Consider the following 25,171-nt stretch of genomic DNA (forward strand, 5'->3'; position numbering starts at 1 on the left):
CCAAAGGTCCGCCGCTAATTTTTATTATTTTTACAAAATAAAATCGTAATATTAAGTATTATGAGTTGTGATTATTTTTTTAATTAATCAAAAATATCCACATTATGTATTGTGTGAAGTCAGTAATATGATTGCTGACTTCACTATTGTATCTGCTTAGAAGCTACGCTGGAAGCGGATCATGCCCTGCCAGGCGTCTTTGCCCTTGAGGTAGGACTTATTATCCTGCCATTTCGTGTAGGAGACTTCTGGAGTGACGGTGAAGCCCGGTACGAGTTCGTAAGCTACGTTTGCAGTTGCGGCGAAGGTTTTGCTTGCATCATAAGCCGCTTGTGCATTCATAGTTGCCTGTTCGGATAACTTGAATGCAGTGCCGCCCCATACTGCCCAATCACCGCCCCATGTGCCATAGAAGCTGCTAATTGCACGCACGGAACCAAGGGCATTGCCATCGGCGTCCGACTGAGAGATGTATTGATCCTTCATTGATTTATAGCCGCCCATCGCCCAAACGGAGAGGCGGTCTGTCAAATTGAAGTCAGCGCGAACCTTACCAGCCCATTTCTCATTGCGGGCATCATATGCTGCAACCGCAGCAATTTTACCCCAGCCCTGTTCGAACTTCAGGCCACCAACGATGTGTGGTGTGTAATCCTTAATGGTGCCATCATAACCGTAATCGTAGTCGGTATCTTCCTTATTGCCCTGTTCGAGCGACAGGATGGCGGAGAAACCGTTACCACCAGTAAAGGTATAGCTAATCTGCGTGGTGCGATATCCGCCCGCAAGGATCACGTCATCATTGATCACGTTGCCCAAATAGCCAGGGAAAGTCACGAAAGCAGATTCGTCAAGTCCGATACGCAGGCCACCCAATTGGATATAGCCAAAACGCAGGGAGCCAGAACTACCTTCTTCTCCATTGCCCCAATCATAGCGGGTTTCGGCATAGGTGGACAGCTTACCGAGTTCGGTTTCTGACGCTGTTGCAAAACGAAGTGTGAAGCGGGCTTTATTATCCCAGGTATTGCGTCTCGTATCGAGTTTGCCATCCTTAACGAAGCCGTGGCCAGAGACATTATCACCACCGGTTAGGTCATAACGGGCGTAGCCGGATATTTTGAGGCATGTCTCTGTACCAGGGATGTAAAAATATCCCGCGCCATAAGCATCGCACACCCGAACATATTCAACGGATTCTGGCTCAGGCGCCACGATCGCATCGGCTGCGTAAGCAGTGCTCATTACGATGATCGATGCGGCGGAACCGAGCAGCAGGCTCTTAATATTCATTTTTGCTCTCCTTAAAAATTCAGACCGTATGTCTTTGAATAAATTTTCTGAGTCATTGCAATATCATTTATAATATCGTCATCGTGTATTTTAAATATTGTGTCAATTTTAGCACTATTTAACATTAGCTTTAAAGTACACAATATATTGCTTACTTAATTTTTGTTATAAAATACTTATAATAAATTGTGAGTGGATTTTATATATTTATATAGAATAATAATGCTACCAATATTTTTGTAAATTGTATTATTCGCATCATGTGCGGGTGAAGGGCGGCACGATTATCGGTAGCGGGCGGATGGCCGCAGAGTGATGGCCGCATTCAGATTGCCGATGCAAAATGACAGCAGGAACCTTCAAGAAATTTGTTGAATCACGTAGATATGGTTCTCAGATGTCTGGGTGGATTACGCGAATGCACTCAGATCGATTGCGTCAACGAAGCGACAAAAGGTAGATTTTATGATAGCAGACACCATTCTTTTTAACGGCAAATTCACGACGCTTGATCGGAAAAATCCTATAGCTTCGGCTGTTGCCATTAAGGATGGCGTCTTTATTGCTGTCGGCACCGATGAAGAAGTGCTTGCCCACACAGGCGCGACGACCCGCAAGGTAGACCTGAAAGGTCGCAGTGCATTGCCGGGTCTTATTGATAACCATACCCACGTTGTGCGTGGTGGTCTCAATTTCAATATGGAATTGCGCTGGGATGGTGTGCGCTCGCTGGCCGATGCCATGGACATGCTAAAGCGGCAGGTGGCGGTAACGCCTGCACCGCAATGGGTGCGTGTGGTTGGTGGCTTTACCGAACATCAGTTTGCCGAAAAGCGTCTGCCGACCATTGAAGAAATTAATGCGATAGCCCCCGATACGCCGGTCTTTTTGCTCCATCTTTATGATCGCGCGCTGCTCAATGGCGCAGCGCTCCGTGCCGTCGGCTATGACAAGAACACGCCAAACCCTCCGGGTGGCGAAATCCTGCGTGATGTGAATGGCAATCCGACCGGCCTTTTGCTTGCCAAACCCAATGCCGGCATTCTCTATTCGACGCTCGGAAAAGGTCCGAAACTACCGCTGGATTATCAGGTCAATTCGACCCGTCATTTCATGCGCGAGTTGAACCGTCTTGGGGTGACCGGCGTGATCGATGCTGGCGGCGGCAATCAGAATTATCCTGATGATTATGCCGTTATTCAGCAACTAGCCGATGAAGGCCAGATGACGGTGCGTCTGGCGTATAATCTTTTCACGCAGAAGCCGAAGGAAGAGAAAGAAGACTTCCTCAACTGGACTTCTTCGGTGAAATATAAGCAGGGCAACGATTATTTCCGTCATAATGGTGCTGGCGAAATGCTGGTGTTTTCTGCCGCCGATTTTGAGGATTTCCGTCAGCCGCGCCCGGATATGGGACCGGAAATGGAAGACGATCTGGAAGAGGTCGTCAGGATTCTGGCTGAAAATCGCTGGCCATGGCGGATGCACGCGACCTATGACGAAACCATCAGCCGTTCGCTTGATGTATTTGAAAAGGTTAATAAGGACATCCCACTTGAAGGCCTGAATTGGTTCTTCGACCATGCCGAGACGATCTCGGACCGATCGATTGATCGTATTGCAGCGCTTGGCGGTGGTATCGCCGTGCAGCACCGCATGGCCTATCAGGGCGAATATTTCGTCGAGCAATATGGTCATGCTGCCGCGGAAGCGACACCTCCGATTGGCAAGATGTTGTCTAAAGGCGTCAATGTTTCAGCAGGTACGGATGCGACGCGCGTTGCGTCCTATAATCCTTGGGTTTCGTTGTCATGGATGATTACCGGTAAGACGGTTGGCGGTATGCAGCTTTATCCGCGCCGCAATTGTCTCGATCGTGAAACGGCGCTGCGGATGTGGACGGAAAAGGTCACATGGTTCTCTAATGAAGAGGGTAAAAAAGGCCGCATTGAGAAAGGCCAGTTTGCTGATCTGGTGGTGCCGGACAAAGACTTCTTTAATTGCAGCGAAGACGAAATTTCATTCTTGACGTCAGATCTGACCATGGTTGGTGGCAAGGTTGTCTATGGGGCGAATGCCTTCAAGGATCTGGATGAAAATCCAATTCCGCCCGCAATGCCGGATTGGTCGCCGGCGCGTAAATTCGGCGGCTATGCAGCATGGGGCGAGCCGGAAGGTGCAGGCAAAAATAGCTTGCGCCGCACCGCAATCTCTACATGCGGCTGCGCAAGCAATTGCGGTGTTCACGGACACGATCATGCGGCGGCATGGGGCTCTCAGCTACCAATCGGTGATCTCAAAGGCTTCTTTGGAGCACTCGGCTGCGCCTGCTGGGCCGTCTGATTAAAATTATTAGAAATAAAAACTGTTCAGGCGCCGTCATTGGCGCCTGAATAGCTTTTAGCCTGCATAATGGTGAAGCTTACCAAATTCCAATGTAAAATTTATCGTTAGAACGCCTTCATCTCTGCAGCCTATGCACACGGATTACGGATAACCGCGTTGTCATAATTGCATTTTTAGAAATAGTATCGAAATTATTATTGCAATTGTTTGTGAGGGCGCATTGGCGCAATATTCCCCCATCGAACAACGCAATCATCACACTTTCTAAAATTCGCTCACTAACTCGGCTCTTGCTGCAACAATTCTACGAATAGCCAGTTTGTATTTCGCAGGCAGTGTCAGACCAGAGTCCAACATCTCACCTAGAGGAATTAACACCATGGCCTTTATCACCATACAAGACGGCACCGAAATCTTTTACAAGGATTGGGGCTCGAAGGATGCGCAGCCAATCATGTTCCATCATGGCTGGCCATTGAGCTCAGACGACTGGGACGCGCAGATGCTGTTTTTCCTCTCGAAAGGCTATCGCGTTATCGCTCATGACCGCCGTGGTCACGGTCGTTCGGCGCAGGTTTCCGAAGGTCATGATATGGACCATTACGCTTCCGACGCTTTTGCGGTTGTTGAAGCGCTTGATCTTAGAAATGTAGTGCATATCGGTCACTCGACTGGCGGTGGTGAAGTTGCCCGCTATGTCGCCAAGCATGGTGAACCAGCCGGTCGCGTTTCGAAGGCGGTTCTGGTTTCCGCAGTTCCTCCGCTGATGCTCAAAACTGCATCCAACCCAGAAGGTCTGCCCATCGACGTGTTTGACGGTTTCCGTTCGGCACTGGCTGCTAATCGCGCGCAGTTCTTCCGCGATGTTCCTGCTGGCCCATTCTATGGCTTCAACCGTGATGGTGCGAATGTGCAGGAAGGCGTGATCCAGAATTGGTGGCGTCAGGGCATGATGGGCAGTGCCGTGGCGCATTATGAAGGCATCAAGGCGTTTTCTGAAACCGACCAGACGGAAGACCTCAAGGCTATCGGCGTGCCAACACTCGTTCTGCATGGCGAAGACGACCAGATCGTACCGATTGCCGATGCAGCACTGAAGGCGATCAAGCTTCTCAAGAACGGCACACTCAAGACCTATCCGGGCTTTTCGCATGGTATGCTGACGGTCAATGCCGATGTTCTGAACGCTGATCTTTTAGCATTTGTTCAGGCATAAGTTTGTACGAATGAGGAGGCGGTAGGGAGACCTGTCGCCTCTTTATTAAGTTTTTAGCGTTAGTTTTTGCTGGCTGTTAGCGGGCAGGGGATAGATATGATGAATGCGGGTGCGGAACGCGGCGAATTTGTAAGTTTGATTGCGCCGATATTGGAGCCAATGGCATCTGCGCTCGAGTTTTTTGGTGTATCAGTCATCATCATTGGGGTGGCTGTGGCAACCATCGTCTATCTCAAAGATGTGTTCGTTGTGTCTGGCGAAAATGCCTATACGCGTTACCGCGCAAATCTCGGACGCGGCATTCTGCTTGGCCTTGAAATTCTGATTGGCGCCGATATCATCGCCACGATTATTTCGCCGCTGACATGGGAAAGCGTTGGCTTGCTGGGCCTTATCGTTCTGATCAGAACCTTCCTTAGTTTCTCGCTTGAAGCGGAAATTGATGGCGAATGGCCATGGAAGCGCCGCAGCCGTGAGCATCGCTCTTAGATATTTTTGTTTTTTCACCCACCTGGTTCCCAAAAACCGGCTCTCCCCACCCTAAACCAACGTATAGCAGTAAAAGACTTTCTGCTTGTTTCGCAGACCTTCCAACGCGCCTAATCTCATCAGCATAAACACGATGCACCGGCAACAAACGCCTCGTTTGAAGCTTCCTTCAGAAGCTTAAGTCATGGCCGGTAACACGCTGGGAGGCCTATAATGCTTGAAGATTACCCTGTGCAGGTGCTGCCTGCAGGAACGCGTGCGCCCGATTTTCGGTTGCCTGCAACCGCCGACCAGACGGTTTCGCTGGCGGATTTACGAGGTGCGCCCGTTATACTGGCTTTTTACCCCGCTGACTGGAGCCCTGTTTGTGGCGACCAGATGGGTCTTTACAATGAGATTTTGCCGGAGTTTCACCGTCACGGTGCGCAGCTTTTGGGTATTTCGGTCGATGGTGTGTGGTGCCACGCAGCTTTTGCAGCGGACCGTCATCTTCATTTCACTCTGCTTTCTGATTTTGAGCCCAAGGGTGGCGTTGCTAAACGCTACGGCGTTTATCGGCAAAAGGAAGGTATCGCAGAGCGCGCGCTTTTCGTCATTGATGCGGAAGGTGTGATCCGTTGGAGCTATGTGTCATTGCTTGGCATCAATCCCGGCGCTGACGGTATTCTTGCTGCGCTCGACGATCTGAAATCCAAGAATTGATTGAAAGGAATGATTATGTCACGTCTTACGATCCCGGTAAGTGATGCAGATCATAGATCTGGCCCCGCTTCAGCCCGTTTAACACTTGTTGAATACGGTGATTATGAATGCCCTTATTGTGGCGCAGCCTATCCAGTTCTGAAGGCTGTTCAGCAAGCAATGGGTGACAAATTGAGTTTCGTTTTCCGGAATTTTCCACTGACGGAAATGCATCCTCACGCGCTCCACGCGGCAGAGTTCGCCGAATTGGCAGCAAGTGTTGGGAAGTTTTGGGAAGCTCATGACATGCTTTATGAACATCAGGAAGCTTTGCGCAATGATGATCTTTTCCAATATGGCGAAATCCTAGGGCTCAAAAAAACGCAGATTGCCGCAGCCTTTGAAGGCCAGTTTGACGACAAGATTCAGACAGACTTTTCCGGCGGTATTCGTAGTGGTGTGAATGGTACGCCGAGCTTGTTCATCAATTCTATGCGCTATGATGGCCCATGCGAGTTTAATGCACTGGTCGATGTACTGCGTGAGATAGATGAAGGTTTAACGTCTGGCATTTAAGCGGCGTTTAGTTTTGCGGATATCGTTGAGAAGGCTGTACCCAAACCTAGGTATAGGTTTGCAATTGTCGAAATTGCTCTATGGTCCTAACCACGCGAATGTGGGGAAAATAACGAATGGCCAGCTATGCAGAGGGTTTGCATAAACGAGGCAATCATCTGGCGTTAGGGCTTGCAGCACTAACGCTGGCGCTTGGTGTTTTTTACGTTGATACCTTCACCGATATCGAAGGCGCAATTGCCGTTCTTTATACCATTGTCTTGCTGCTGGCAGCCGAAGTTACTGGACGAACCGGCCTTATAATCAGTGGTATAGCTTGTTTCGTTTTCACCATCGTCTCTTATTATGCTACCCATGGCCCCGAGCCCGATTTTCAAACCACCATCCGTCTTGCTGTCGCTGTTGCCGCCATCCTGGTGACGACGCTTCTTATTCTGAGAAATAAGTCCTCGCGCGAGCAATTGCTCGCTTCCCACACAGCCCTGCAAGACAGTGAAGAACGCTACCGTTCTATTTTTGATCGCACGCGAGTAGCGCTTTTTGAGCGGGACTATTCCCGGCTTCGCCACCAGATGATGAAGCTCAAGGCAGACGGCGTTACAGATGTTGCGGCCTATGCGCAGTTGCATCCCGATTTTGTAACTCAATGCATTCATATGGCGACGACTGTTGCTGCCAATGAGGCCGCTTTTGAACTTCTGGGCACCAATAAAAATGAGACTTCGGTCCATGATGCTCTCGTTTTACCGCAGGACTATCAATTCGTTCCCGTATTGCAGGCGCTGCTTGATGAGCGGCGGTTTTTTGAAGACAAGTCCGAGTTGCGAACGCAAACGGGTGACGAAAAGCTTGTTCTGCTGAGTATTAGTTTTCCCGCTGATCCGGCAGCTTTTAACCGTGTTGTCATTAGCATGGTTGATGTTACGCAGCGTGAACTAGCACAGAAGGCACTGGTCGAAGCTCAGGCCGAACTGACAAAGGCGTCACGCGCAGCGACTGTTGGTGCCTTATCCGCTTCTCTTGCGCACGAGTTAAATCAGCCATTGGGCGCCATCATGCTTAATGCGCAAACCGTGTTGCGGTGGCTGGATCGTAATCCACCTGATTTAAGTGCAGTGCGGCGATCTGCGGAACGGATCATCCGCGACAGCGACCGCGCAAGCGAAATTATGCAGAATACGCGTAACATGTTGAACCGTGCCAAGCGGAAAGTTCACCAGATTAATCTTACTGATCTGGTGCGCGAAACCATTGCTCTCATGGAACATGATTTGCAGCGCAGCACCACGCAGGTAACGATCATCAACAACTGGCGCTGGCCTTCCATCGAAGGCGTGAGAATCGAATTGCAACAAGTGATGATTAACCTGATTTCGAACGCAATTCAGGCTATGGAAGCCTCCAGTATTCCATCGAAAGTCATTACAATTACGATTGACCGTACTGATAATGGGCTCGCTCTCATTGGAGTGCGCGACAATGGCCCCGGCATAGATCAGGACGTGTTGAAGCGGCTTTTTATGCCGTTTCACACAACCAAAGCTGCGGGTATGGGTATGGGTCTTTCGATCTCACGCAGCACGATTGAGGCGAGTGGTGGTACTCTGACTGGTACAAATTATATAACTGGGGGCGCAGAGTTTGAACTGCGCCTGCCAATCAGCTGGGAAGCGCACGATGCCTGACTTACGCAAGCCACAATCGCAAAATGACAAGCCAGTTGTATTCATTATTGACGATGATTCATCAATGCGGGAGTCGCTCAGCGATCTGTTTCTATCAATGCAGTTTGAAGCAGAGGCTTACGAAAGCGCAGCCGGCTTCATGGCGCGATATTCCCAGAATGGTAGAGCTGATAGGCCCGGTTGTATTTTGCTTGATGTGCGTTTGCCGGGCATGAGTGGGCTTGATTTTCAGGGGCAGCTTGAGAAATCTGGCATTGCGTTGCCTGTGGTTTTTATGACTGGCTATGGAGATATTCCAATGACCGTGCGCGCTATGAAAGCGGGTGCAGTTGACTTCCTTGCTAAGCCGTTCAAGGAGCAGGACGTGCTCGATGCTGTCAGTTCTGCCGTGCAGCGCGATACGGTGCGCAGGCAGGAAGCCGCACAAAACCAGTTAGTCGCCGATTTGGTGCAAACTCTTACGCCGCGTGAGCGAGAGGTTATGGATGCTGTGGTGACGGGCAAGATGAATAAGCAGATCGCATTTGATCTGGGCATCAGCGAAGTGACGGTTAAACTGCATCGCGGCAATGTTATGCGGAAAATGGACGTTCGTTCACTTGCAGATCTAGTTCGCATGGCTGAATTGATTGGTGAAATGGCAAGGTGACCTGTATCAAAGTATGGTATATTTCTGCTTTTCGAGGGTGCATAAGTGATCATAAAGCGCATCTGAATGGGTAAGCTGTTCGGGATTGTGCGCCAAATTAAGTCGTTCTCAAATTCAGTATATCAAGGTCCAATATCTTGTCCGCAGCGCATAATCACACCATAGCAATTGTTGATGACGATCAGGGTATTCGCGAAGCTCTTGACGATCTCGTCAAGAGTTGCGGTTACGAAAGCCGTCTCTTTGCATCTGCGGAAGATTACCTTGCATATGACGCTAAGTCAGGCATCGACTGTATGCTGGTTGATGTGAAGATGCCCGGATTGACGGGGATCGAGCTTCAGGCTGTACTCAACAAACAGGCTGCGCGCCCTCCGATGATTTTCATGACATCCTATGAAGACGAGCGCACACGCAATGCGGCTATGGATGGTGGTGCTTTCGCATTCCTTGGGAAGCCTGTTGACGTCGACAGGCTGCTGGCTCATCTCGATAGTGCTTTGAACCATTAATGATGCCGAGGTTGATATAAAACCGCCGATCAGTTGTGAGCTGATCGGCGTTTTTTGTTATTTGTTTTTGAGTGGTTGGGGTTTGGCTTAGCGTCTGCGAAATGCGAAGATTTGAATAGCAAGTGCTGTCAGTGCAAGTGCGCCGCCAAGCAAGCATACGTCGAACCAGCCGCCGTGTTTCCACGCCCATGTGGAAAGTGCAGCGCCTATCGCTCCACCAAAAAACATTGCGGTCATGAAGATCGTATTGAGACGGCTTCTTGCTTCCTGATCAAGCGCATAAATAATGTGCTGGTTGGAAACGAGCGCGCTTTGAATGCCGAAGTCGAGCACAATAACCCCAATTACCAATGCGATGATCGATGACCAGAGACCAAAGATTGCCCAGGAAATCAGTGTGAGAATGGTACCCATTAACACGACAAAAGCGGGGCCTTTGTTATCAGCAATGCGCCCCGCATAAGGGGCTGCAAATACGCCCACGGCGCCAACGACACCGAAAAGCCCGGCAACTCCCGCGCCCATGTTAAATTCTGGCGTTTGTAGATAAAGTGCGAGAATGGTCCAGAATGCAGAAAAAGCCGCAAAAAGTGCAGCTTGAGTGAGTGCCGCAATACGCAAGGCACTGTGTTCATTCCAGATTGTTGCAAGGGAGAGGATTGCTGTTTTGTAGCGAAGCCCGGAGCTTTTGTGGTGTTTTGGTAATGTGAAGAACATTAAAGCGCCAGCGAAAAGCGCCAATGGTACGCCAATCCAGAACATCTCGCGCCAGCCAGCATGTTGTCCAACAAAGCCTGATAGCGCCCGGCTGAATAATATGCCCGAAAGAACACCAGCCATAACAGTGCCGATGGTTGCACCACGTTTTTCAGGCAATGCAAGCGATGCTGCGAAAGGAACAATCTGTTGGGCGACAGTTGAGCATGCCCCAACGATAAGTGAAGTAATGACCAATGCAGATGCTGATGGTGCCATCGCCGCTAAAAGCAGTGCGACTGCCAAAAGGATGAACTGACCAATGATCAGCTTGCGCCTTTCAAGGATGTCGCCAAGTGGCAATAGAAAAAACAAGCCGATTGCATAACCCAACTGGGTGGCGGTGGGAACGAGACCTGTCATGGGGTCGTTGGGGAAGTCGGCTTCTATGATCCCCAACATAGGCTGGTTGTAATAGATATTTGCGACTGCTATTCCACCGGCAACTGCCATCGCAAATAAAGAAAGCTTCTTAAGGCCTGTACTTGTCGTTTGTGCGGTATTGTTTTGAGTGTCCATTTGACGGCTCTTATTCACATCTGAGGATGGGAGGTATCTGATCCAGTTCGATCGAAACGCGCTCTAGTAAATCTCAGCGACTGCGAGATTGGAGGTAATTTCTGGGCGGGTCTGAAAACGGCGCCATGCACTTGGCGTTGTGCCGGTGATGCGACGGAAAACGCGTGATAGGTGTGCCTGATCAGAAAGGCCGCAATCGAGAGCGATCTCACACAGTGGCGCTTTGCTGTTGAGCATTTTATCCTTGGCAAACTCGACGCGGCGCTGGATAACGTAATTATGTGGCGAAACGCCAAAGCTGTTTTTGAAGGCCGCCGAAAAATAGCTCGTGCTCAGCTTAACCTGACGCGCCATTTCATCGAGCGAAACGGTGTAGGCGATCTTTTCATCAATAAAGCGACGCACACGCTTGATTTGCCACGGTGCCAATCCGCCAACAACGATCCTGTCTTCTGCATCTTTGCCATCCGCTGACGGATTACCAAGCAGGCTTGATGCCTGATTAAGCAGATCAATCGCGATGGACTCATCTTTTTCGAGAAGTTTTACGGCATTCAACAGCAGAGCAGATACTTTTATTGATGTTTCGTTTGCGAAGGCATCAAGAGGAAGTTTTGGCTGATAGTGGTGAGCGTTAGCTGCGAATGTTGACATCATCGATCTCCCGTAAAATCGTTGAACAGTGTTGGTGATGGGGGGATATTGCGATGATGTGGCGCTGTTCGTAACCGTACTATAAGTGCAAAACCATACACCTGAGTTTTGATGTTCTATACCTGAGTATAGGGTCTGCTTTAGAGCGCGTTTCGATTTGATTGAATCAGATCGACGCTTCAACGAAAAAAGGGGCCAATGGCCCCTTTCTTAAAAAATGTCGATAATTCTGATTACCCGTTGGTTCCACGCAGGGTCTCGAACAGGAACCAGACGCGGCGTTCGCCTTCATCAATCCAGTTTTCGAGCAGACTTGCGGTTCCCACATCACCATATTCGTCACACAATTCGTGCAAAATACGCATGCTTTCGACCAGAGCTTTGTTATCGTCGCGCAGTTCAGCAAGCATTTCGTGTGGATGTACGAATTCCGCATCATTATCGAGGATGCGCTGGTGACGCGCAATGTCGCCGATGGAGCGAAGTGTGTTGCCACCAAGTTTGCGCGCGCGTTCGGCCAGATCGTCGGTGATTGCAAAGATCTGATCACCCTGTTCATCCAGAAGCAGGTGGTAGTCCCGGAAATGTGCGCCAGACATATGCCAATGGAAATTCTTCGTCTTGAGATAAATGGCAAACACATCTGCAAGAAGTGCGCTGATTCCGCCGGAAATTTCCTTCACGGCTTCTTCCGGGAAACCACTTGGTGTTTTGAGTGAGGCAGAGCGGCGGGATTTGACATTATCGGTCATAATGATGGTCCTTTCATGCGTGACTGTGTTTGATGGGTCGAGAGGCAGAAAGTCGTAGTGGTAGTTTCTGAACAGAGCGGACAGGCTTTCTATACTCTATCCGCTCAGTCTATGATCAAGATGACAGCTAGTCTTGCATATTCCAATTTCATTTGGATGTTTTTTTAAGAAAACATGCAGTTCACAACAGTATATCTTTAAATTGGCTTCAGCATGTGTCTTACGACCGGTGGTGTATCACCGAGATGGAATTTGTTCAGTGTCTTCTGATCAAGTTGGTCTGAATGAGTGACGCGGGCATGCTGGCGCTGGTGTTCGATCCAGCTCTCGACGATGAAGGCTTCGACCACACGACCGGGTTCTGCCACATCTTCCCACACATCCCAGCGGATAGCACCATCGCGGTAACGGACTGCACTGAACTTGCGTAATGCTGCAGTGAATTCTGCAAGACGTTGTGGTTCGATCTTGTATTCGATTTCGATCAGGACAGGACCGCGATCACCTTCAGGACGAACAGCAACAACTGGTTCTGCCCAATGGTTTGAAGGCGCGAGATCTGTGGTTGAGTCTTTTGGCAACTGCCAGATACGAGCCAGCACCAGAGAGATAACCAGAGCAACGGCTGCAACAACAAGGGCTGTTGTGACATTGAAACGCGATGCTATCGTACCCCAGATGATGCTGCCGCTTGTCATGGCACCCTGGAACACCAGAAGATAGACAGCGAGAGCACGTGCCTTGACCCAGCCGGGTGCAGCCATCTGTGCTGCAACATTGAGCGAGGTCAGCATGCCGATCCATGCAAGGCCAGCAAGGAACATGACAGCGCCACCGATCCATGCGTTGGGTACGAGCGCGAGTGTGAGGGTTGCAAAGGCAAACAGCAGCGTTGCCCAGATGGAAATAGTGTTTGCCGCAACGTTTTTGCGCAGTTTTTTCAGAATGAGCGCACCAAGTACGGCACCCGCACCCATACAGCCAAGAAGAGCACCATAGCCAGCAGCATCAAGACCAAGCTCGCGACGGCCAACCAGAGGTAGCATGGCCCACAATGCACTGCCAAACAGGAAGAAACCAGCCGAACGGATAAGAACGAGACGCATTGCAGCCGAGTGACGTGCATAGCGGTATCCTGCGCGAAGAGCGCCGAAGAAATGTTCCGGCGGAAGAGCGGATTCGGTCGGTTTGCGTTTCCAGAAGAAGACGACACCAAGCACCGCGATGACGGAAACCGCATTGAGGGCAAAGACGGCTGGAATACCAGCCAGTGCAACAATTACACCGCCAAGTGCCGGACCGATAGCACGAGAAATATTGACGCCGAGACTGTTGAGAGCAACCGCATCGGGTAGGGCTTGCTTGTCAACGAGTTCTGGAACAATCGCCTGAAACACAGGCGCGCTGAGTGCAGCTGAGATGCCAAGCACGAAGGTCACACCGAGCAATACCCATGGAGTTGTAAGGCCCGCGAGGGTGAGCATTGCAAGTGTTGCCGCGCCGAGAAGACCCAAAATCTGTGCGCCGAGAAGCAGTTTGCGACGATCAACAATATCAGCCATGGCACCGGCAGGTAATGCCAGCAGGAACATTGGCAGTGTTGTTGCGGCCTGAACAAGCGCCACAAACATCGGGCTTGGTGAGAGGGAAGTCATCAGCCATGCAGAGCCAACATCGTTCATCCAGGTGCCGATATTGGAGATGATGGTTGCGATCCAAAGCGCTCTGAAAACGCGGAAGCTCAATGGGCCGGATGTATTATCCTGTTTGGGGGGAGTGGCGGCGGTCATCTTGTTTCCTTTTTCAGAATTCAGATGCTTTGAAAGGGGGAATGGATTTGGGTGTGCAGCTTGGCTGCAAATATCATGCGCCGTGTATGGGTGATTGTACATTCATACCGGCTTCAAGATGGCCCGGCTTTTGTGCCGGGCCGTTCTTGAATTAAAGCGCTGGCTTTGGCTCAAGGCGTGGGCCTGTGTGCTGGCTACGGGATTTTGCACCGTGCACCATCGTGTAGGCATAATCGACGCCCATGCCATAAGCACCGGAGTGCTCGCGTACAATGTTCATGACAGCATCATAGGTTTCGCGGTGTGCCCAGTCGCGCTGCCATTCAAGCAAAACCTGTTGCCAGGTAACAGGTATAACACCGGCCTGAACCATACGGTCCATCGCGTAATTGTGGGCTTCCAGCGAGGTGCCGCCCGAAGCATCAGCGACCATGTAGATTTCATAATCGGTGTCGTTGAGGGCAGAAAGTGCGAAAGTGGTGTTGCAAACTTCGGTCCACAGGCCGGAAACCACGATCTTCTTACGGCCTTCAGCGGCACCTTTTGCGAGTGCTTCGCGGACTTTCAGATCATCCCATGAATTCATTGAGGTGCGTTCTAGAAGCGGTGCATCCGGGAAAACATCGAGCAGTTCCGGGTAGGTCTGACCAGAAAAGCTGTCGGTTTCAACGGTGGTGATAACTGTTGGAATGTTGAAAACCTTGGCGGCCTTTGCCAGTCCAACAGTATTATTCTTCAAAACCTGACGGTCGATGGACTGTACGCCGAAAGCCATCTGTGGCTGATGATCGATGAAGATGATCTGGCTGTTGGATGGGGTGAGAACTTCGAGCTTGTTGGACATGGTTATCTCCGTTTGATTTGGGTTGGTCTGTTGTTGGCTGAGATCGTTTGGTTCAGCCCTGTGATCTCGTTGAACCCAAATTAGCCGGAGTGATAATTGATAACAATTGCTATAATAATTGTGATTATATTGCAAAATATGTAATAATTGTTGTGCGAGCTAAACGTGTAAAGATGCCACGATCCGATACGAAATAGTCCGTGCGTCTTGTCCGAATTGGTGAAAGCGGTGGATGAAGAAAGCTATGATGAACGGTTCATGTTCTCTTTTGTTTCTTTGCCAACCCGGGGGTGAGGCTGGCAAGGCACTAAAGCCCAAACCTGATGACTTTGGTTGGCAGGTTTGGTTAACCGAACGGCTTGTTGATCACCAATTCCACATTCAGGTCTTCCGGTGCGCCGAGTCGGAATGCCCGATCGAGAGCGGGATCATTGAGTGCTAATTCCAAACTCAAAGCGGCAAGTGATGCCTGTGTTTGAGGTCCGCTCCGAACAATGGAATCTGGCGAGGAGTGGTTGATCACGATCCCGAAGATCGAGAGGGTTCCATCTGCATTATCGACGATTTCGATTGTGCGTGATTGTTGCGGGTAATCGATGTGGGAAGCCGTATTGATTTCCCACAGACCGTTGACCGGGTTATGTGGATTGTAGTGGTTCCATATGCGGTTGCAATGTGTATGGCCGTTAACCCAGAGAATAACGTTGGGGTAGCGTGAGACAAGCGCTATGAATGCGTCAGATCCTAATCGCTCCACATCTGGCTGTCCTGCTGGAGCACGTTTGAGATTGTCGAAAGTGATCGAGTTGTGATGTGAGAAGAGCGTCACGATTTGATCGCGGTTTTGTGTTGTCACGCGCGTTCCGTCGGCAGCATAATAACTTGATGAAACAGATTGTAATTGGTCTTCCAGCCACTTGGCCTGATCAATGTCCAGCGAACCGTCAGGGCCACCATTCGGGTTGGTCGTATCGAGCATAATTCCGGTTACGCCATCTGCCATTTGGAAGCGGTAATAAGCGTTTTTTTTGTCCAGATTGTCTTGCGAAAAGCCATGTCCAGCCGGGCCGTGAGGACCATCATTATCGAGATGCATCTGAATGAATTCAGACTTCGTAAAAGGGTTACGCAGTGGGGATGATTTCACGGGTCTTGATGGTAATTCCGAAAGCATCTGGGTAAGTTGAGTTCTATTGCCCTGAATCAGCTCACCCATGAAATCAATAACTTGCATTCCTTTGGGCAATGCAACAGGGATGCGGTCACTGACAGCCATTGCTGCAACGAAGGCACTGAAGTTTCCGCCAGAAAACACCCCAAAGTCCAGCTCATCATGATTGCCGAACCCCGTGTACCAAGGCATGTTCAGCCCTTGCGTGACGACAGGCTGACTAATATGCCCCAGAAAACCTTCAATGACGGGATAGCCGTAAGCGCGTTTCCAAAGATCATCTGCCTGGTTGCCGGTAACGGGTTCGGGATGCCAATAAGCATCATATACGTCGGGTGAGGTCGACACACTGTCCTGAATGCCGATATAGGGCGCATCCGTAGCCGACATCGAGGTGACGCCGCCATTTAATGTGGTTACCACTGCATGTAACTCATGCTTTGCCCGGGTATCGGCATTGTCTCCGGTGGAAATTGCAAAGTCAAAATCACGTCCACAGATCGGCCCCTTGCGGACACTATTGATGCGCCGGACCATAGCATCGAGTACTTGCAATGTTAGTGTATCCTGAGGGCGCCAGGCATTTGATAGCGGTGCTCCGTCGATGACGCCATTGAGGCCGCCATATTGACGGATGAATGCCGCGTGACTTGGTGATGCCGCATCAATAACATGCAGGTCTGTTAAATGAGCAAAAGCCGCGATTGGCTTTCGGCGTGTATCGCGGCCATCTTTCGCGGCGGCAAGGTCTTCTCGCACGATAATTGGCCAAGGATTGTCAGAGGCCAGCATACGGTATCGTTTGCCCTTGCTTAGATATTCGCCCGGCACAATTGAACAATCAAGAGTTGTCACGGCGTCTGTAACCTCTTCACTCGCATAAGCCGTATTCTTTTCGCAGCCACAAGCCATTGATAATGTCGGATAACTTGCTGTTAAGGCAACTCCAGTTTTTAGAAATGACCTTCTTGAAAACAATGTTTCAAATTTCATTTTACAATCCTTAAAATATGAAACGTCATTTGCAGTATAAACCTATTTCTATTAAAAAATAACAAATTAATTGAATTTTATATTTAGCATCAGTAAATTATATTAAAAAAATATTGGCAGCTATTATAAATGAATTGGAGCGGTTGACGCACAGCAACACGACAATACATTGTCGCGCATGACCCAAATAGCGATTGATCAGAATTATCTTCTCGAAAAATTATCAGCCCTGCTGGCAATTCCAAGCCCCACAGGTTTTACAGATGAAGCGGTGCATTTCGTTGCACGCGAACTCGAGCGTCTGGGCCTTGAGGTGGTGCTTACCCGGCGCGGTGCAATTCGCGCGCGCCGCAGCGGAAAATCAAAAAAGCCAGCGCGTGCTATCGTTTCTCATCTTGATACACTCGGCGCTCAAGTGAAATATCTCAAACCCAACGGTCGGCTTGAGCTTGTTTCCATTGGCAATTGGTCGGCGCGATTTGCCGAAGGCGCACGTGTTTCCATCTTCTCTTCCAAAGGCACCTATCGCGGTTCTATTCTGCCATTGAAAGCCTCCGGCCATACGTTCAATGAAGAAGTGGATACGCTGCCGGTTGGCTGGAATTATATCGAATTACGCGTAGATGCGCTGGCGCGTAACAAGGAAGACCTGATCGAACTTGGCATTGATGTAGGCGATATTGTTGCTGTCGACCCCATGCCTGAATTCATCGATAACGGCTTCATCGTTTCGCGTCATTTGGATGACAAGGCAGGGGTGGCCATTATGCTGGCTTCCCTTGAAGCTATGCAACGCCAAAAGATTGAAACGCCCGTTGATAGCTACTGGATTTTCACAATCGCTGAGGAAGTGGGCGTTGGTGCATCGGCAGCAATCGTGCCGGATATTGCCTCGCTGGTGGCGATTGATAACGGCACCACAGCACCCGGTCAAAACTCGTCAGAGTTCGGCGTAACGCTTGCAATGGCCGACCAGACCGGCCCTTTCGATTATCATCTGACCAAGAAGCTTTACGCGCTTTGCGGAGAGCACGACATTCCGGTTCAGAAAGACGTCTTTCGCTATTATCGCTCCGATGCAGCATCGGCGGTTGAGGCCGGTCACGATGTCCGAACTGCACTGCTGACCTTTGGTGTTGATGCCTCGCATGGCTATGAACGCATACACGCAAGCGCTCTGACTTCAATTGCCAAACTGACCGTTCATTATGCGATGAGTGACGTTGAGATTAAGCGCGACGCTGAAGAAACGACCAAAGGCGTGAAGGGCTTTACCCATCAGACATCGGAAACAGCCGAGCAGGATCTCAAGCCGGACGACAATCCACAAAACGCATAAATTTCGGAACCATACCGGCGCGCATGCATTAGCCAATATGCAGGCCGCCGCCAAAACTCACGCGACGGCCTCATTTTTTGTAGATTACAATGGAGGTTTCGACCCTTTTTATGTGTGGAATTTGCGGAGAAGTCAGGTTCGACGGTGCAACGCCGTCGGTTTCGGCAATCTCGAAAATGGCAGACGTTCTCGCCCCCAGAGGGCCAGATTCAGCTGGCATTATTGTACGTGGCAATGTTGGCTTGGGTCACCGGCGGTTGAGAATTCTCGATCTGTCGGAAAAATCCCAGCAGCCAATGATTGATGCAGATCTTGGCATCAGCGTTGTTTTCAATGGCTGCATTTACAATTTCCGCGAATTGCGCGCTGAGCTCGAAACCAAGGGCTACCGCTTTTTCTCTGATGGCGACACGGAAGTCATTATAAAGGCATGGCACGCGTGGGGCGAAGAATGCGTAACGCGCTTTTATGGCATGTTTGCCTTTGCCATTCATGAGCGCGATACCGGCCGGGTGATTTTTGCCCGCGACCGTTTTGGCATCAAGCCGCTTTATCTGGCAGAGGTTAACGGCGCTCTGCGTTTCGCCTCGACCTTGCCTGCATTGGTAAAAGCTGGCGGTGTTGATACTTCTATCGACCGCGCGGCCCTACATAATTATATGAGCTTTCATGCTGTGGTGCCGGCTCCGCGCACCATTTATAACGGCGTGCGCAAACTGCCAGCGGCCACCATCCGCGTCTATCAGGCCAATGGCGAATTTCGCGACCGCATCTATTGGCAGCCGCCGCATAGCCGTCTGGCTGGCGACCGCGCTATGAGCCGTGAAGATTGGCAGGAGCAGCTTCTTGATATGCTGCGCGTTGCCGTCAAGCGCCGCATGATCTCTGACGTCCCGGTAGGTGTTCTGCTTTCTGGTGGTGTTGATTCAAGCCTTATTGTTGGTCTACTCGCCGAAGCCGGACAAACTGGCCTCATGAGTTTCTCTGTCGGCTTTGAAGAGGCCAACGGCGAAAAGGGCGATGAGTTTGTTTATTCCGACCTGATTGCCAAGCATTTCGGCACTGACCATCATAAGATTTTTGTGCCGTCGTCTGATCTGATGGATGCGCTTCCCGGTACGATTGCCGCCATGTCTGAGCCGATGGTTTCCTATGACAATGTCGGTTTCTATCTGCTGTCGAAGGAAGTTTCAAAGCATATAAAGGTCGTGCAATCCGGTCAGGGTGCCGACGAGGTCTTTGCGGGCTATCACTGGTATCCGCCGCTGGTCGGCTCTAAAGATGTAGTAAGCGATTATGCGAAAGCCTTCTGCGACCGCTCGCACGATGTGCTTGCAAATCAGCTTTCGCCGGAGTGGATGTCAGATCGCGATTATAGCCGTGAGTTTATTGCAGAGCATTTGCTGCGCAATGGCGCAGATACGTCGGTTGATGCAGCACTTCGCCTCGATAGCAATATCATGCTGGTGGATGATCCGGTCAAACGCGTGGACAACATGACCATGGCTTGGGGACTGGAAGCACGCGTGCCTTTCCTCGATCATGAGCTCGCAGAATTTGCCGCGCGTATGCCACCTGAAGAAAAGCTGCGTGATGGCGGCAAGGGTATTCTCAAGGACGTCGCCCGCAAGATCATACCAAGTGAAGTGATTGACCGTAAGAAGGGCTATTTCCCGGTGCCGCAGCTCAAATATATCGCTGGGCCGTATCTGGATATGCTGCGCGACGCGCTGTCATCGCAACAGGCGCGCGAACGCGGATTGTTCCAACGCGACTATTTGGATCGTTTGTTTGCCAACCCTTCCGATCATATTACGCCGCTGCGCGGTTCCGAGCTCTGGCAGGCCGGACTGCTTGAAATGTGGCTTCAGACGCAAGTGGCGGCCTGAAATGAAAAAGACAGCTGAGGTTGAAATGACGCGGCAGAAAGCAAGGGGCAGAAATGCTTTCTCGCACCGGCTTACACGGATGCGCACACCCGAAGGTGCGGGCTTCTATCAGGAGCACCTGCACGGTCACGCGCAGCCGGACGAACGCAACGTTACCCGCAATACAGTGCTTGATTGCGGCTGGGGACGTTTGCTATTCGCCCAGACATTTGAAAGCAATGAAGCGATCATTGAAGCGTTGCGCGCCGAAGCGCCATTAAGCCGCGATATTCTGTTCTATGTCAGTGATCCGCACGTGCTGCTGTCGCAGGCGCCACAGGAAATCTTCCTTGATCCGTCGCACACCTATCGGCTGGAGCTTTCCAACTATCGTGCGAGTAATCGCAGCACGCGCGGCATCACCATTCGCCGTGCTATATCTGAAATCGACGCAGACGGCATCAATGCCGTCTATGCCGCATGTGGTATGGTGCAGTTGCGCGCGGATTTCTTTTCCTGCGAGCGGGATAATCGTGCTGTCACCTATTTTGTAGCCCAAGACGATGCAACGGGCGAGATTGTCGGCACCGTCACCGGCATCAATCATCAGCGCCTGTTCAATGATCCCGCTCAGGGGGGCTCGCTCTGGTGCCTGGCTGTGCATCCACAGGCACGACAGCCCGGCATCGGCGAGAAGCTTGTGCGCAAGCTTGCCGAGCATTTTCAGGCGCGCGGGCTCAATCATGTCGATCTGTCGGTACTTTACGACAATGACAACGCAATCCGGCTTTATGAGAAGTTGAAATTCCGTCGCGTGCCGCTCTTCGCGATCAAACGTAAAAACGCGATCAACGAAAAGTTTTTCGCCCAGCCGATCCAGTCCCTTGATGCGCTTAACCCTTATGCGCGCATCATTGTTGATGAAGCGCTGCGCCGTGGCGTTCATGTGGAAATCACCGATGCGGAAGGCGGCTTCTTCCGCTTATCGCATGGTGGACGCTCTATCCATTGCCGCGAAAGCCTGTCTGAAATGACCTCCGGCGTTGCTATGTCTATTTGTGACGATAAGGCTGTAACGCGCCGTACTGTGGCAAAAGCGGGGCTCAGCGTACCGGAACAGATTGGCGCTGATGCGGATGAGGAAACGCTGGAAGCTTTCCTTACAAAGCACAAGAAACTGGTTGTAAAACCTGCGCGTGGCGAACAGGGGCGTGGCATTTCAGTGGGCATCACCACAATGAAAGATCTGCGCTCAGCCATTAAGCAGGCACGCGAAGTCTGCAATCAAGTGCTGCTTGAAGTCTGCTTTGAGGGTGAAGATCTGCGGCTGGTAATTATCGATTATAAGCTGGTTGCCGCCGCTGTGCGTCGCCCGCCACGCGTAATCGGTGACGGAAAATCAACCATCCGCCGCCTGATCGAAGTTCAGTCGCGCCGTCGAATGGCTGCAACGGGTGGTGAAAGTAGGATTCCGATTGATGCTGAGACAAAACGCTGTCTCGAGCAGCAAAGCCTGACACTTGATGATGTGCTTGACGACCGCCGCGAGATCACGGTGCGTAAGGCCGCTAATCTTCATACCGGCGGGACAATTCATGATGTAACAGCCACAGTGCATCCAACGCTGGTCGATTCCGCCTGCAAGGCTGCAAGCGCAATTGGCATTCCGGTTGTCGGTATTGATTTCATGGTGAAATCGCCTGAGACACCCGACTATGTCTTCATTGAAGCCAATGAACGTCCGGGCCTTGCCAATCATGAACCGCAGCCAACGGCAGCGCGATTTGTCGAGTGCATGTTCCCGCAATTGGGAAACACGATAGTGCTATAAAATAAAGCCCAAATGCAGGATCTGCATTCGGGCTTTGTCATTGAAGAAGTGTGTAAAAGCGTTGTTTAAACCGCCTCGTCGTGAGATGGCTTTTCCCAAAGGTTGACGCCACCTTCCACCGCATAGCGATCAATTTCGGTGAGTTCTTCCGCGGTGAATGCAAGGTTGTTGAGTGCTGCAACGTTCTCTTCAACCTGCTTTGCGGAGCTTGCGCCGATCAGTGCAGAAGTAACGCGTGGATCGCGTAACACCCACGCAAGAGCGAGCTGTGCCAGCGATTGTCCGCGACGCTTTGCAATCTCGTTTAAAGCCTTGGCGCGTTCGATGTTTTCTGGTGCAAGGTGTTCCTGATGCAGGAAGTGACCACCCGGACGATTGACGCGCGAATCTTCTGGCACGCCATTGAGATATTTGTTGGTTAGCAAACCCTGCGCCAGCGGTGTGAAAGCAATGATGCCGGATCCGACTTCATCGCTTGCGGCCAGCAGATCTTTTTCAATCCAGCGATTAAACAGATTGTAAGACGGCTGATTGATCAGCAAGGGCACCTGACGCTCTTCAAGTAGTTTCGCGATTTCGCGGGTCTTATTGCCGGAATAGGATGATATGCCGACATAAAGCGCTTTGCCTTGGCGAACCGCAGACGCCAATGCATCGGCTGTTTCCTCAAGCGGTGTATTCGCGTCAAAGCGGTGTGAATAGAAGATGTCTACATAGTCAACGCCAAGGCGCTTGAGGCTCTGATCAAGGCTTGCAAGCAGCGCTTTGCGTGAGCCGCCACCCGCGCCATATGGTCCCGGCCACATATCCCAGCCCGCTTTGGTCGAAATGATTAGCTCGTCGCGATAGGCCGCAAGCTCATGTTTCAGAATTTGCCCGAAATTGATTTCAGCAGAACCCGCAGGTGGTCCGTAATTATTGGCGAGATCGAAATGAGTGATGCCGAGATCGAACGCCTTAAAGAGAATTTCACGCTGTCGATCGAGCGTCGTTGTGTCACCGAAATTGTGCCACAGACCAAGCGAAATAGGGGGTAATTTCAAACCCCTCTTGCCGACACGGCGAAAGGTTGCGGAATCGTATCGGCGAGCATCAGGAATATAGGTCATTGAATTGTCCGTCAGAGAAATCGGCAGGATTCGGAAAATAGTGTTTTGAGTATGTTACAGTTTATAGAACGTGCTGAAAGTAGCTATCATTCTAATAGGCAGCTATTTTTGGGTATATTTATGGCGTGATGAGCAGGTCTATTCCGCTGCTATCAGCGCAACATGCGGTTCATATGCCGTATCAGCAGGCTTCAGCGACACATAACCATTTTGTATCTCGAGAACATGGGAATAGACGCTTTCGCCGGTTTCGAGCGTTGGCAGCTTTTCCTCATGCATGATCGAGATGACGATTGCTTTCGAGCAATGTGTTTTGAGCGCGGTGTGGAAGCGCAGTTTTGATGCAGGATCGAGTGCGCCCGTTGCTTCATCGAGAAAGATAACGGACGGCTTGTGCAGCAAGAGGCGCGCGAGCATGATTTTCTGCTTCTGCCCACCTGAAAGCACCATGTCCCATGCCGAGCCGTCAGCATTCTCGTCATTCATCCGTAGAATAAACTCTCCGAGTCCTGCTTCATGCAAGACGGAAGCGACCGCAAGATCATTGAACTCGCTCTCAGCTTCAGGAAGGCAGATGAGCTGCTTTAATGACACGTTCGGAAATTTGGCTTCCTGCGGCGTGTAAATGGTTTTCCGGCTTTCAGGATAGATGATTTCACCAGCCCCATAAGCCCAGAGACCATTCAGCGCTTTAATAAAAGACGTTTTTCCGGAACCGGATTCACCACGCATATAGACCCAATCGCCCGACCGGATATTGATAACGCCAGAGCGCAGAAAGGGTGTTTCCGTGTCCGGTCCTTGCATGAGCGCAAGATTGCGCACTGAAAGGCCAAAACGCTGATGTTGCGTTGCAAAGCTAAAGCGATTGACGCCGGACTTGGCATAGAATGCGCCCGGTTCCTGAACAGCTTCGATTGACTGTGCCAGCCCCATGACACGACCCGCATTTGCACGCAAATTTGCGATGGCAGGCATAACCTGAATAAACCATGAGCAATCATTGATCATGGCAGCGACCAGTTCAGCGCCCGTTACGTAATTGCGGAAGCTAACCGCACCGCTCATATAGGGCACGATGCCCGGGATATAGGCGATGATGCGATTGGACAGGAAGCCATAGGCTTGCGAGAAAGCGAGATAGGCGGCATCGAAGCGGTTAAGGCGGTTCCATGTTCCGTCTACATCTTTGTAAAGGCGCTTATTGACTGAGCGCTGAACTCTTTCGCCATCGGACGCAGAAATCTGGAAACTGCGGCGCAGCAATGTGGTCCATTCGCCGCGGTAAGAGCCTTCCGCTTTTTGCATGCCGAGATTGAGCTGTTCCAGCTTGCGACCAATCTTAATGGCAATGAACGTGCCGATAGGCACATAGAGAACAATCGCAGCGAACGCCAAAACAGCTCCGCCATAAGAACCGAGAAACTCAAGGCCGCTGACTTCGGTTGAGATTTCGAGCAGTTTCTGGCCGATAAAGAATGCCGAGAGCACAACTCCGACAATACCCATAACAAGGCCGATGGCACCACCTGTCATGCCCTTGATGGATTCCTGCAAGCGCTGGTCTACGTTGTCGGGAAGGTTTGCACCTTTGCCTTGCTGGAGATGGAAGTGCGTGTGGTTGCGGTCGAGCATCGCATCGGAGAAGCTGTCATTGAGCCACTTGCGCCATTTGCGATGCAAGGTGGTGGATAGAAGATGCCGGAAGCCCACAAGGATCACATCCTTGCCCAGCATGAGCAGGATCAGCACGCCAGCATTGAGCGCAATGGCCAGTAACGGGTTTTGAACCGGCGCGCTTTTAACATTGACGATGGAATTCATCAGATGGCCGGAGGCCTCCGCCACCCAAACCGTCGTCTTGCTGATAAAGGCGGTGAAGATGAAAATCGCAGCCGTTAACGCCCAGGCTTCTTTCCAGCGATCCGACACCCAATAGGCGCGCATCAGACCCCAAAATGACGTCATTTGAGACATGGCAGTGCGATGCCCTGCGTTCAGGGATTGCTGTTTTATCTGCCGGAATGCCTTCAATTCGTAACCACCTTGTCGATAACGCAATGTAACATATTGCAACAAACTGTGGTTAACGAAGTGT

20 protein-coding genes are annotated in these 25,171 nt (G+C 50.8%); 11 read left to right on the plus strand and 9 right to left on the minus strand.

Translation table 11 applies throughout. The features are described from left to right. Positions 1-156: 156 nt before the first annotated feature. A complete protein-coding gene (locus WH356_RS18145; protein WP_339513326.1) occupies positions 157-1,293 on the minus strand; it encodes a porin in 1,137 nt (378 codons plus the stop codon). A 465-nt stretch (positions 1,294-1,758) separates the two neighbouring features. Between WH356_RS18145 and WH356_RS18150 the strand changes: the two genes are divergently transcribed. The 8 genes from WH356_RS18150 to WH356_RS18185 all read left to right on the plus strand — a co-directional run bounded on the left by WH356_RS18150 (position 1,759) and on the right by WH356_RS18185 (position 9,447). After that, complete coding sequence (locus WH356_RS18150; RefSeq protein ID WP_339513328.1) at positions 1,759-3,636, plus strand: amidohydrolase; 1,878 nt, start codon at positions 1,759-1,761, stop codon at positions 3,634-3,636. A 382-nt stretch (positions 3,637-4,018) separates the two neighbouring features. After that, complete coding sequence (locus WH356_RS18155) at positions 4,019-4,855, plus strand: alpha/beta fold hydrolase (protein ID WP_339513330.1); 837 nt, start codon at positions 4,019-4,021, stop codon at positions 4,853-4,855. A 99-nt stretch (positions 4,856-4,954) separates the two neighbouring features. Next, positions 4,955-5,344 (plus strand): DUF1622 domain-containing protein, encoded by a 390-nt coding sequence (locus tag WH356_RS18160; RefSeq protein WP_339513459.1) that lies wholly within the window; start codon positions 4,955-4,957, stop codon positions 5,342-5,344. A gap of 213 nt (positions 5,345-5,557) precedes the next feature. After that, positions 5,558-6,046, plus strand: a complete 489-nt coding sequence (locus WH356_RS18165; protein WP_339513332.1) for a peroxiredoxin — start codon at positions 5,558-5,560, stop codon at positions 6,044-6,046. 15 nt (positions 6,047-6,061) lie between these two features. Continuing rightward, the gene (locus WH356_RS18170; protein ID WP_339513334.1) at positions 6,062-6,601 is read left to right on the plus strand and encodes a DsbA family protein; all 540 of its coding nucleotides are present in this window, start codon (positions 6,062-6,064) and stop codon (positions 6,599-6,601) included. A 116-nt stretch (positions 6,602-6,717) separates the two neighbouring features. Then, complete coding sequence (locus WH356_RS18175) at positions 6,718-8,286, plus strand: PAS domain-containing sensor histidine kinase (RefSeq protein ID WP_339513336.1); 1,569 nt, start codon at positions 6,718-6,720, stop codon at positions 8,284-8,286. Continuing rightward, the gene (locus tag WH356_RS18180; protein ID WP_339513338.1) at positions 8,279-8,935 is read left to right on the plus strand and encodes a response regulator transcription factor; all 657 of its coding nucleotides are present in this window, start codon (positions 8,279-8,281) and stop codon (positions 8,933-8,935) included. Before WH356_RS18175 ends, WH356_RS18180 begins: the two co-directional genes overlap by 8 nt. Positions 8,936-9,072: 137 nt before the next feature. After that, complete coding sequence (locus WH356_RS18185; RefSeq protein ID WP_339513340.1) at positions 9,073-9,447, plus strand: response regulator transcription factor; 375 nt, start codon at positions 9,073-9,075, stop codon at positions 9,445-9,447. Between the two features lie 87 nt (positions 9,448-9,534). On the opposite strand, the gene WH356_RS18190 is transcribed toward WH356_RS18185, so the two are convergent. From WH356_RS18190 to WH356_RS18215, 6 genes are all read right to left on the minus strand, one after another. Then, positions 9,535-10,722 carry an MFS transporter gene (locus WH356_RS18190; RefSeq protein ID WP_339513342.1) on the minus strand — a complete coding sequence of 396 codons (1,188 nt, stop codon included), beginning with the start codon at positions 10,720-10,722 and terminating at the stop codon, positions 9,535-9,537. 63 nt (positions 10,723-10,785) lie between these two features. Then, entirely contained in the window at positions 10,786-11,376 is a 591-nt protein-coding gene (locus WH356_RS18195; protein WP_339513344.1) for a helix-turn-helix domain-containing protein, read from the minus strand. A gap of 233 nt (positions 11,377-11,609) precedes the next feature. Continuing rightward, the gene (locus WH356_RS18200; protein WP_310013503.1) at positions 11,610-12,128 is read right to left on the minus strand and encodes a Dps family protein; all 519 of its coding nucleotides are present in this window, start codon (positions 12,126-12,128) and stop codon (positions 11,610-11,612) included. Positions 12,129-12,325: 197 nt separating this feature from the next. Beyond that, a complete protein-coding gene (locus tag WH356_RS18205; protein ID WP_339513346.1) occupies positions 12,326-13,918 on the minus strand; it encodes an MFS transporter in 1,593 nt (530 codons plus the stop codon). Between the two features lie 151 nt (positions 13,919-14,069). Beyond that, positions 14,070-14,762, minus strand: a complete 693-nt coding sequence (locus WH356_RS18210) for a hydrolase (RefSeq protein ID WP_339513348.1) — start codon at positions 14,760-14,762, stop codon at positions 14,070-14,072. Between the two features lie 346 nt (positions 14,763-15,108). Continuing rightward, the gene (locus WH356_RS18215) at positions 15,109-16,926 is read right to left on the minus strand and encodes a TIGR03767 family metallophosphoesterase (protein WP_339513350.1); all 1,818 of its coding nucleotides are present in this window, start codon (positions 16,924-16,926) and stop codon (positions 15,109-15,111) included. A 178-nt stretch (positions 16,927-17,104) separates the two neighbouring features. Between WH356_RS18215 and WH356_RS18220 the strand changes: the two genes are divergently transcribed. From WH356_RS18220 to ngg, 3 genes are all read left to right on the plus strand, one after another. After that, entirely contained in the window at positions 17,105-18,265 is a 1,161-nt protein-coding gene (locus WH356_RS18220) for an osmoprotectant NAGGN system M42 family peptidase (protein WP_339513460.1), read from the plus strand. 110 nt (positions 18,266-18,375) lie between these two features. Next, complete coding sequence (locus WH356_RS18225) at positions 18,376-20,154, plus strand: N-acetylglutaminylglutamine amidotransferase (RefSeq protein ID WP_339513352.1); 1,779 nt, start codon at positions 18,376-18,378, stop codon at positions 20,152-20,154. Position 20,155: 1 nt separating this feature from the next. Further along, positions 20,156-21,964: an N-acetylglutaminylglutamine synthetase gene (gene ngg, locus WH356_RS18230; RefSeq protein ID WP_339513354.1), complete on the plus strand. Its 1,809-nt coding sequence runs from the start codon at positions 20,156-20,158 to the stop codon at positions 21,962-21,964. Positions 21,965-22,029: 65 nt separating this feature from the next. Here the strand turns inward: ngg and mgrA are convergent, their stop codons facing one another. Both mgrA and WH356_RS18240 read right to left on the minus strand, forming a co-directional pair. Next, positions 22,030-23,073 carry an L-glyceraldehyde 3-phosphate reductase gene (mgrA, locus tag WH356_RS18235; protein ID WP_339513356.1) on the minus strand — a complete coding sequence of 348 codons (1,044 nt, stop codon included), beginning with the start codon at positions 23,071-23,073 and terminating at the stop codon, positions 22,030-22,032. Positions 23,074-23,211: 138 nt separating this feature from the next. After that, positions 23,212-25,050, minus strand: a complete 1,839-nt coding sequence (locus WH356_RS18240; RefSeq protein WP_339513358.1) for an ABC transporter ATP-binding protein/permease — start codon at positions 25,048-25,050, stop codon at positions 23,212-23,214. Positions 25,051-25,171 lie beyond the last annotated feature (121 nt).

This window comes from Ochrobactrum sp. MYb379, assembly GCF_037479515.1.
Classification (GTDB): Bacteria; Pseudomonadota; Alphaproteobacteria; order Rhizobiales; family Rhizobiaceae; genus Brucella.

Coding starts and splice junctions, on each gene's coding strand:
- WH356_RS18155 (WP_339513330.1), top strand. CDS start 4,019: ATGGCCTTTATCACCATACAAGACGGCACCGAAATCTTTTACAAGGAT.
- WH356_RS18145 (WP_339513326.1), bottom strand. CDS start 1,293: ATGAATATTAAGAGCCTGCTGCTCGGTTCCGCCGCATCGATCATCGTA.
- WH356_RS18150 (WP_339513328.1), top strand. CDS start 1,759: ATGATAGCAGACACCATTCTTTTTAACGGCAAATTCACGACGCTTGAT.
- WH356_RS18195 (WP_339513344.1), bottom strand. CDS start 11,376: ATGTCAACATTCGCAGCTAACGCTCACCACTATCAGCCAAAACTTCCT.
- WH356_RS18180 (WP_339513338.1), top strand. CDS start 8,279: ATGCCTGACTTACGCAAGCCACAATCGCAAAATGACAAGCCAGTTGTA.
- WH356_RS18200 (WP_310013503.1), bottom strand. CDS start 12,128: ATGACCGATAATGTCAAATCCCGCCGCTCTGCCTCACTCAAAACACCA.
- ngg (WP_339513354.1), top strand. CDS start 20,156: ATGAAAAAGACAGCTGAGGTTGAAATGACGCGGCAGAAAGCAAGGGGC.
- WH356_RS18215 (WP_339513350.1), bottom strand. CDS start 16,926: ATGAAATTTGAAACATTGTTTTCAAGAAGGTCATTTCTAAAAACTGGA.
- mgrA (WP_339513356.1), bottom strand. CDS start 23,073: ATGACCTATATTCCTGATGCTCGCCGATACGATTCCGCAACCTTTCGC.
- WH356_RS18210 (WP_339513348.1), bottom strand. CDS start 14,762: ATGTCCAACAAGCTCGAAGTTCTCACCCCATCCAACAGCCAGATCATC.
- WH356_RS18220 (WP_339513460.1), top strand. CDS start 17,105: ATGACCCAAATAGCGATTGATCAGAATTATCTTCTCGAAAAATTATCA.
- WH356_RS18165 (WP_339513332.1), top strand. CDS start 5,558: ATGCTTGAAGATTACCCTGTGCAGGTGCTGCCTGCAGGAACGCGTGCG.
- WH356_RS18175 (WP_339513336.1), top strand. CDS start 6,718: ATGGCCAGCTATGCAGAGGGTTTGCATAAACGAGGCAATCATCTGGCG.
- WH356_RS18190 (WP_339513342.1), bottom strand. CDS start 10,722: ATGGACACTCAAAACAATACCGCACAAACGACAAGTACAGGCCTTAAG.
- WH356_RS18160 (WP_339513459.1), top strand. CDS start 4,955: ATGAATGCGGGTGCGGAACGCGGCGAATTTGTAAGTTTGATTGCGCCG.
- WH356_RS18170 (WP_339513334.1), top strand. CDS start 6,062: ATGTCACGTCTTACGATCCCGGTAAGTGATGCAGATCATAGATCTGGC.
- WH356_RS18205 (WP_339513346.1), bottom strand. CDS start 13,918: ATGACCGCCGCCACTCCCCCCAAACAGGATAATACATCCGGCCCATTG.
- WH356_RS18225 (WP_339513352.1), top strand. CDS start 18,376: ATGTGTGGAATTTGCGGAGAAGTCAGGTTCGACGGTGCAACGCCGTCG.
- WH356_RS18240 (WP_339513358.1), bottom strand. CDS start 25,050: ATGTCTCAAATGACGTCATTTTGGGGTCTGATGCGCGCCTATTGGGTG.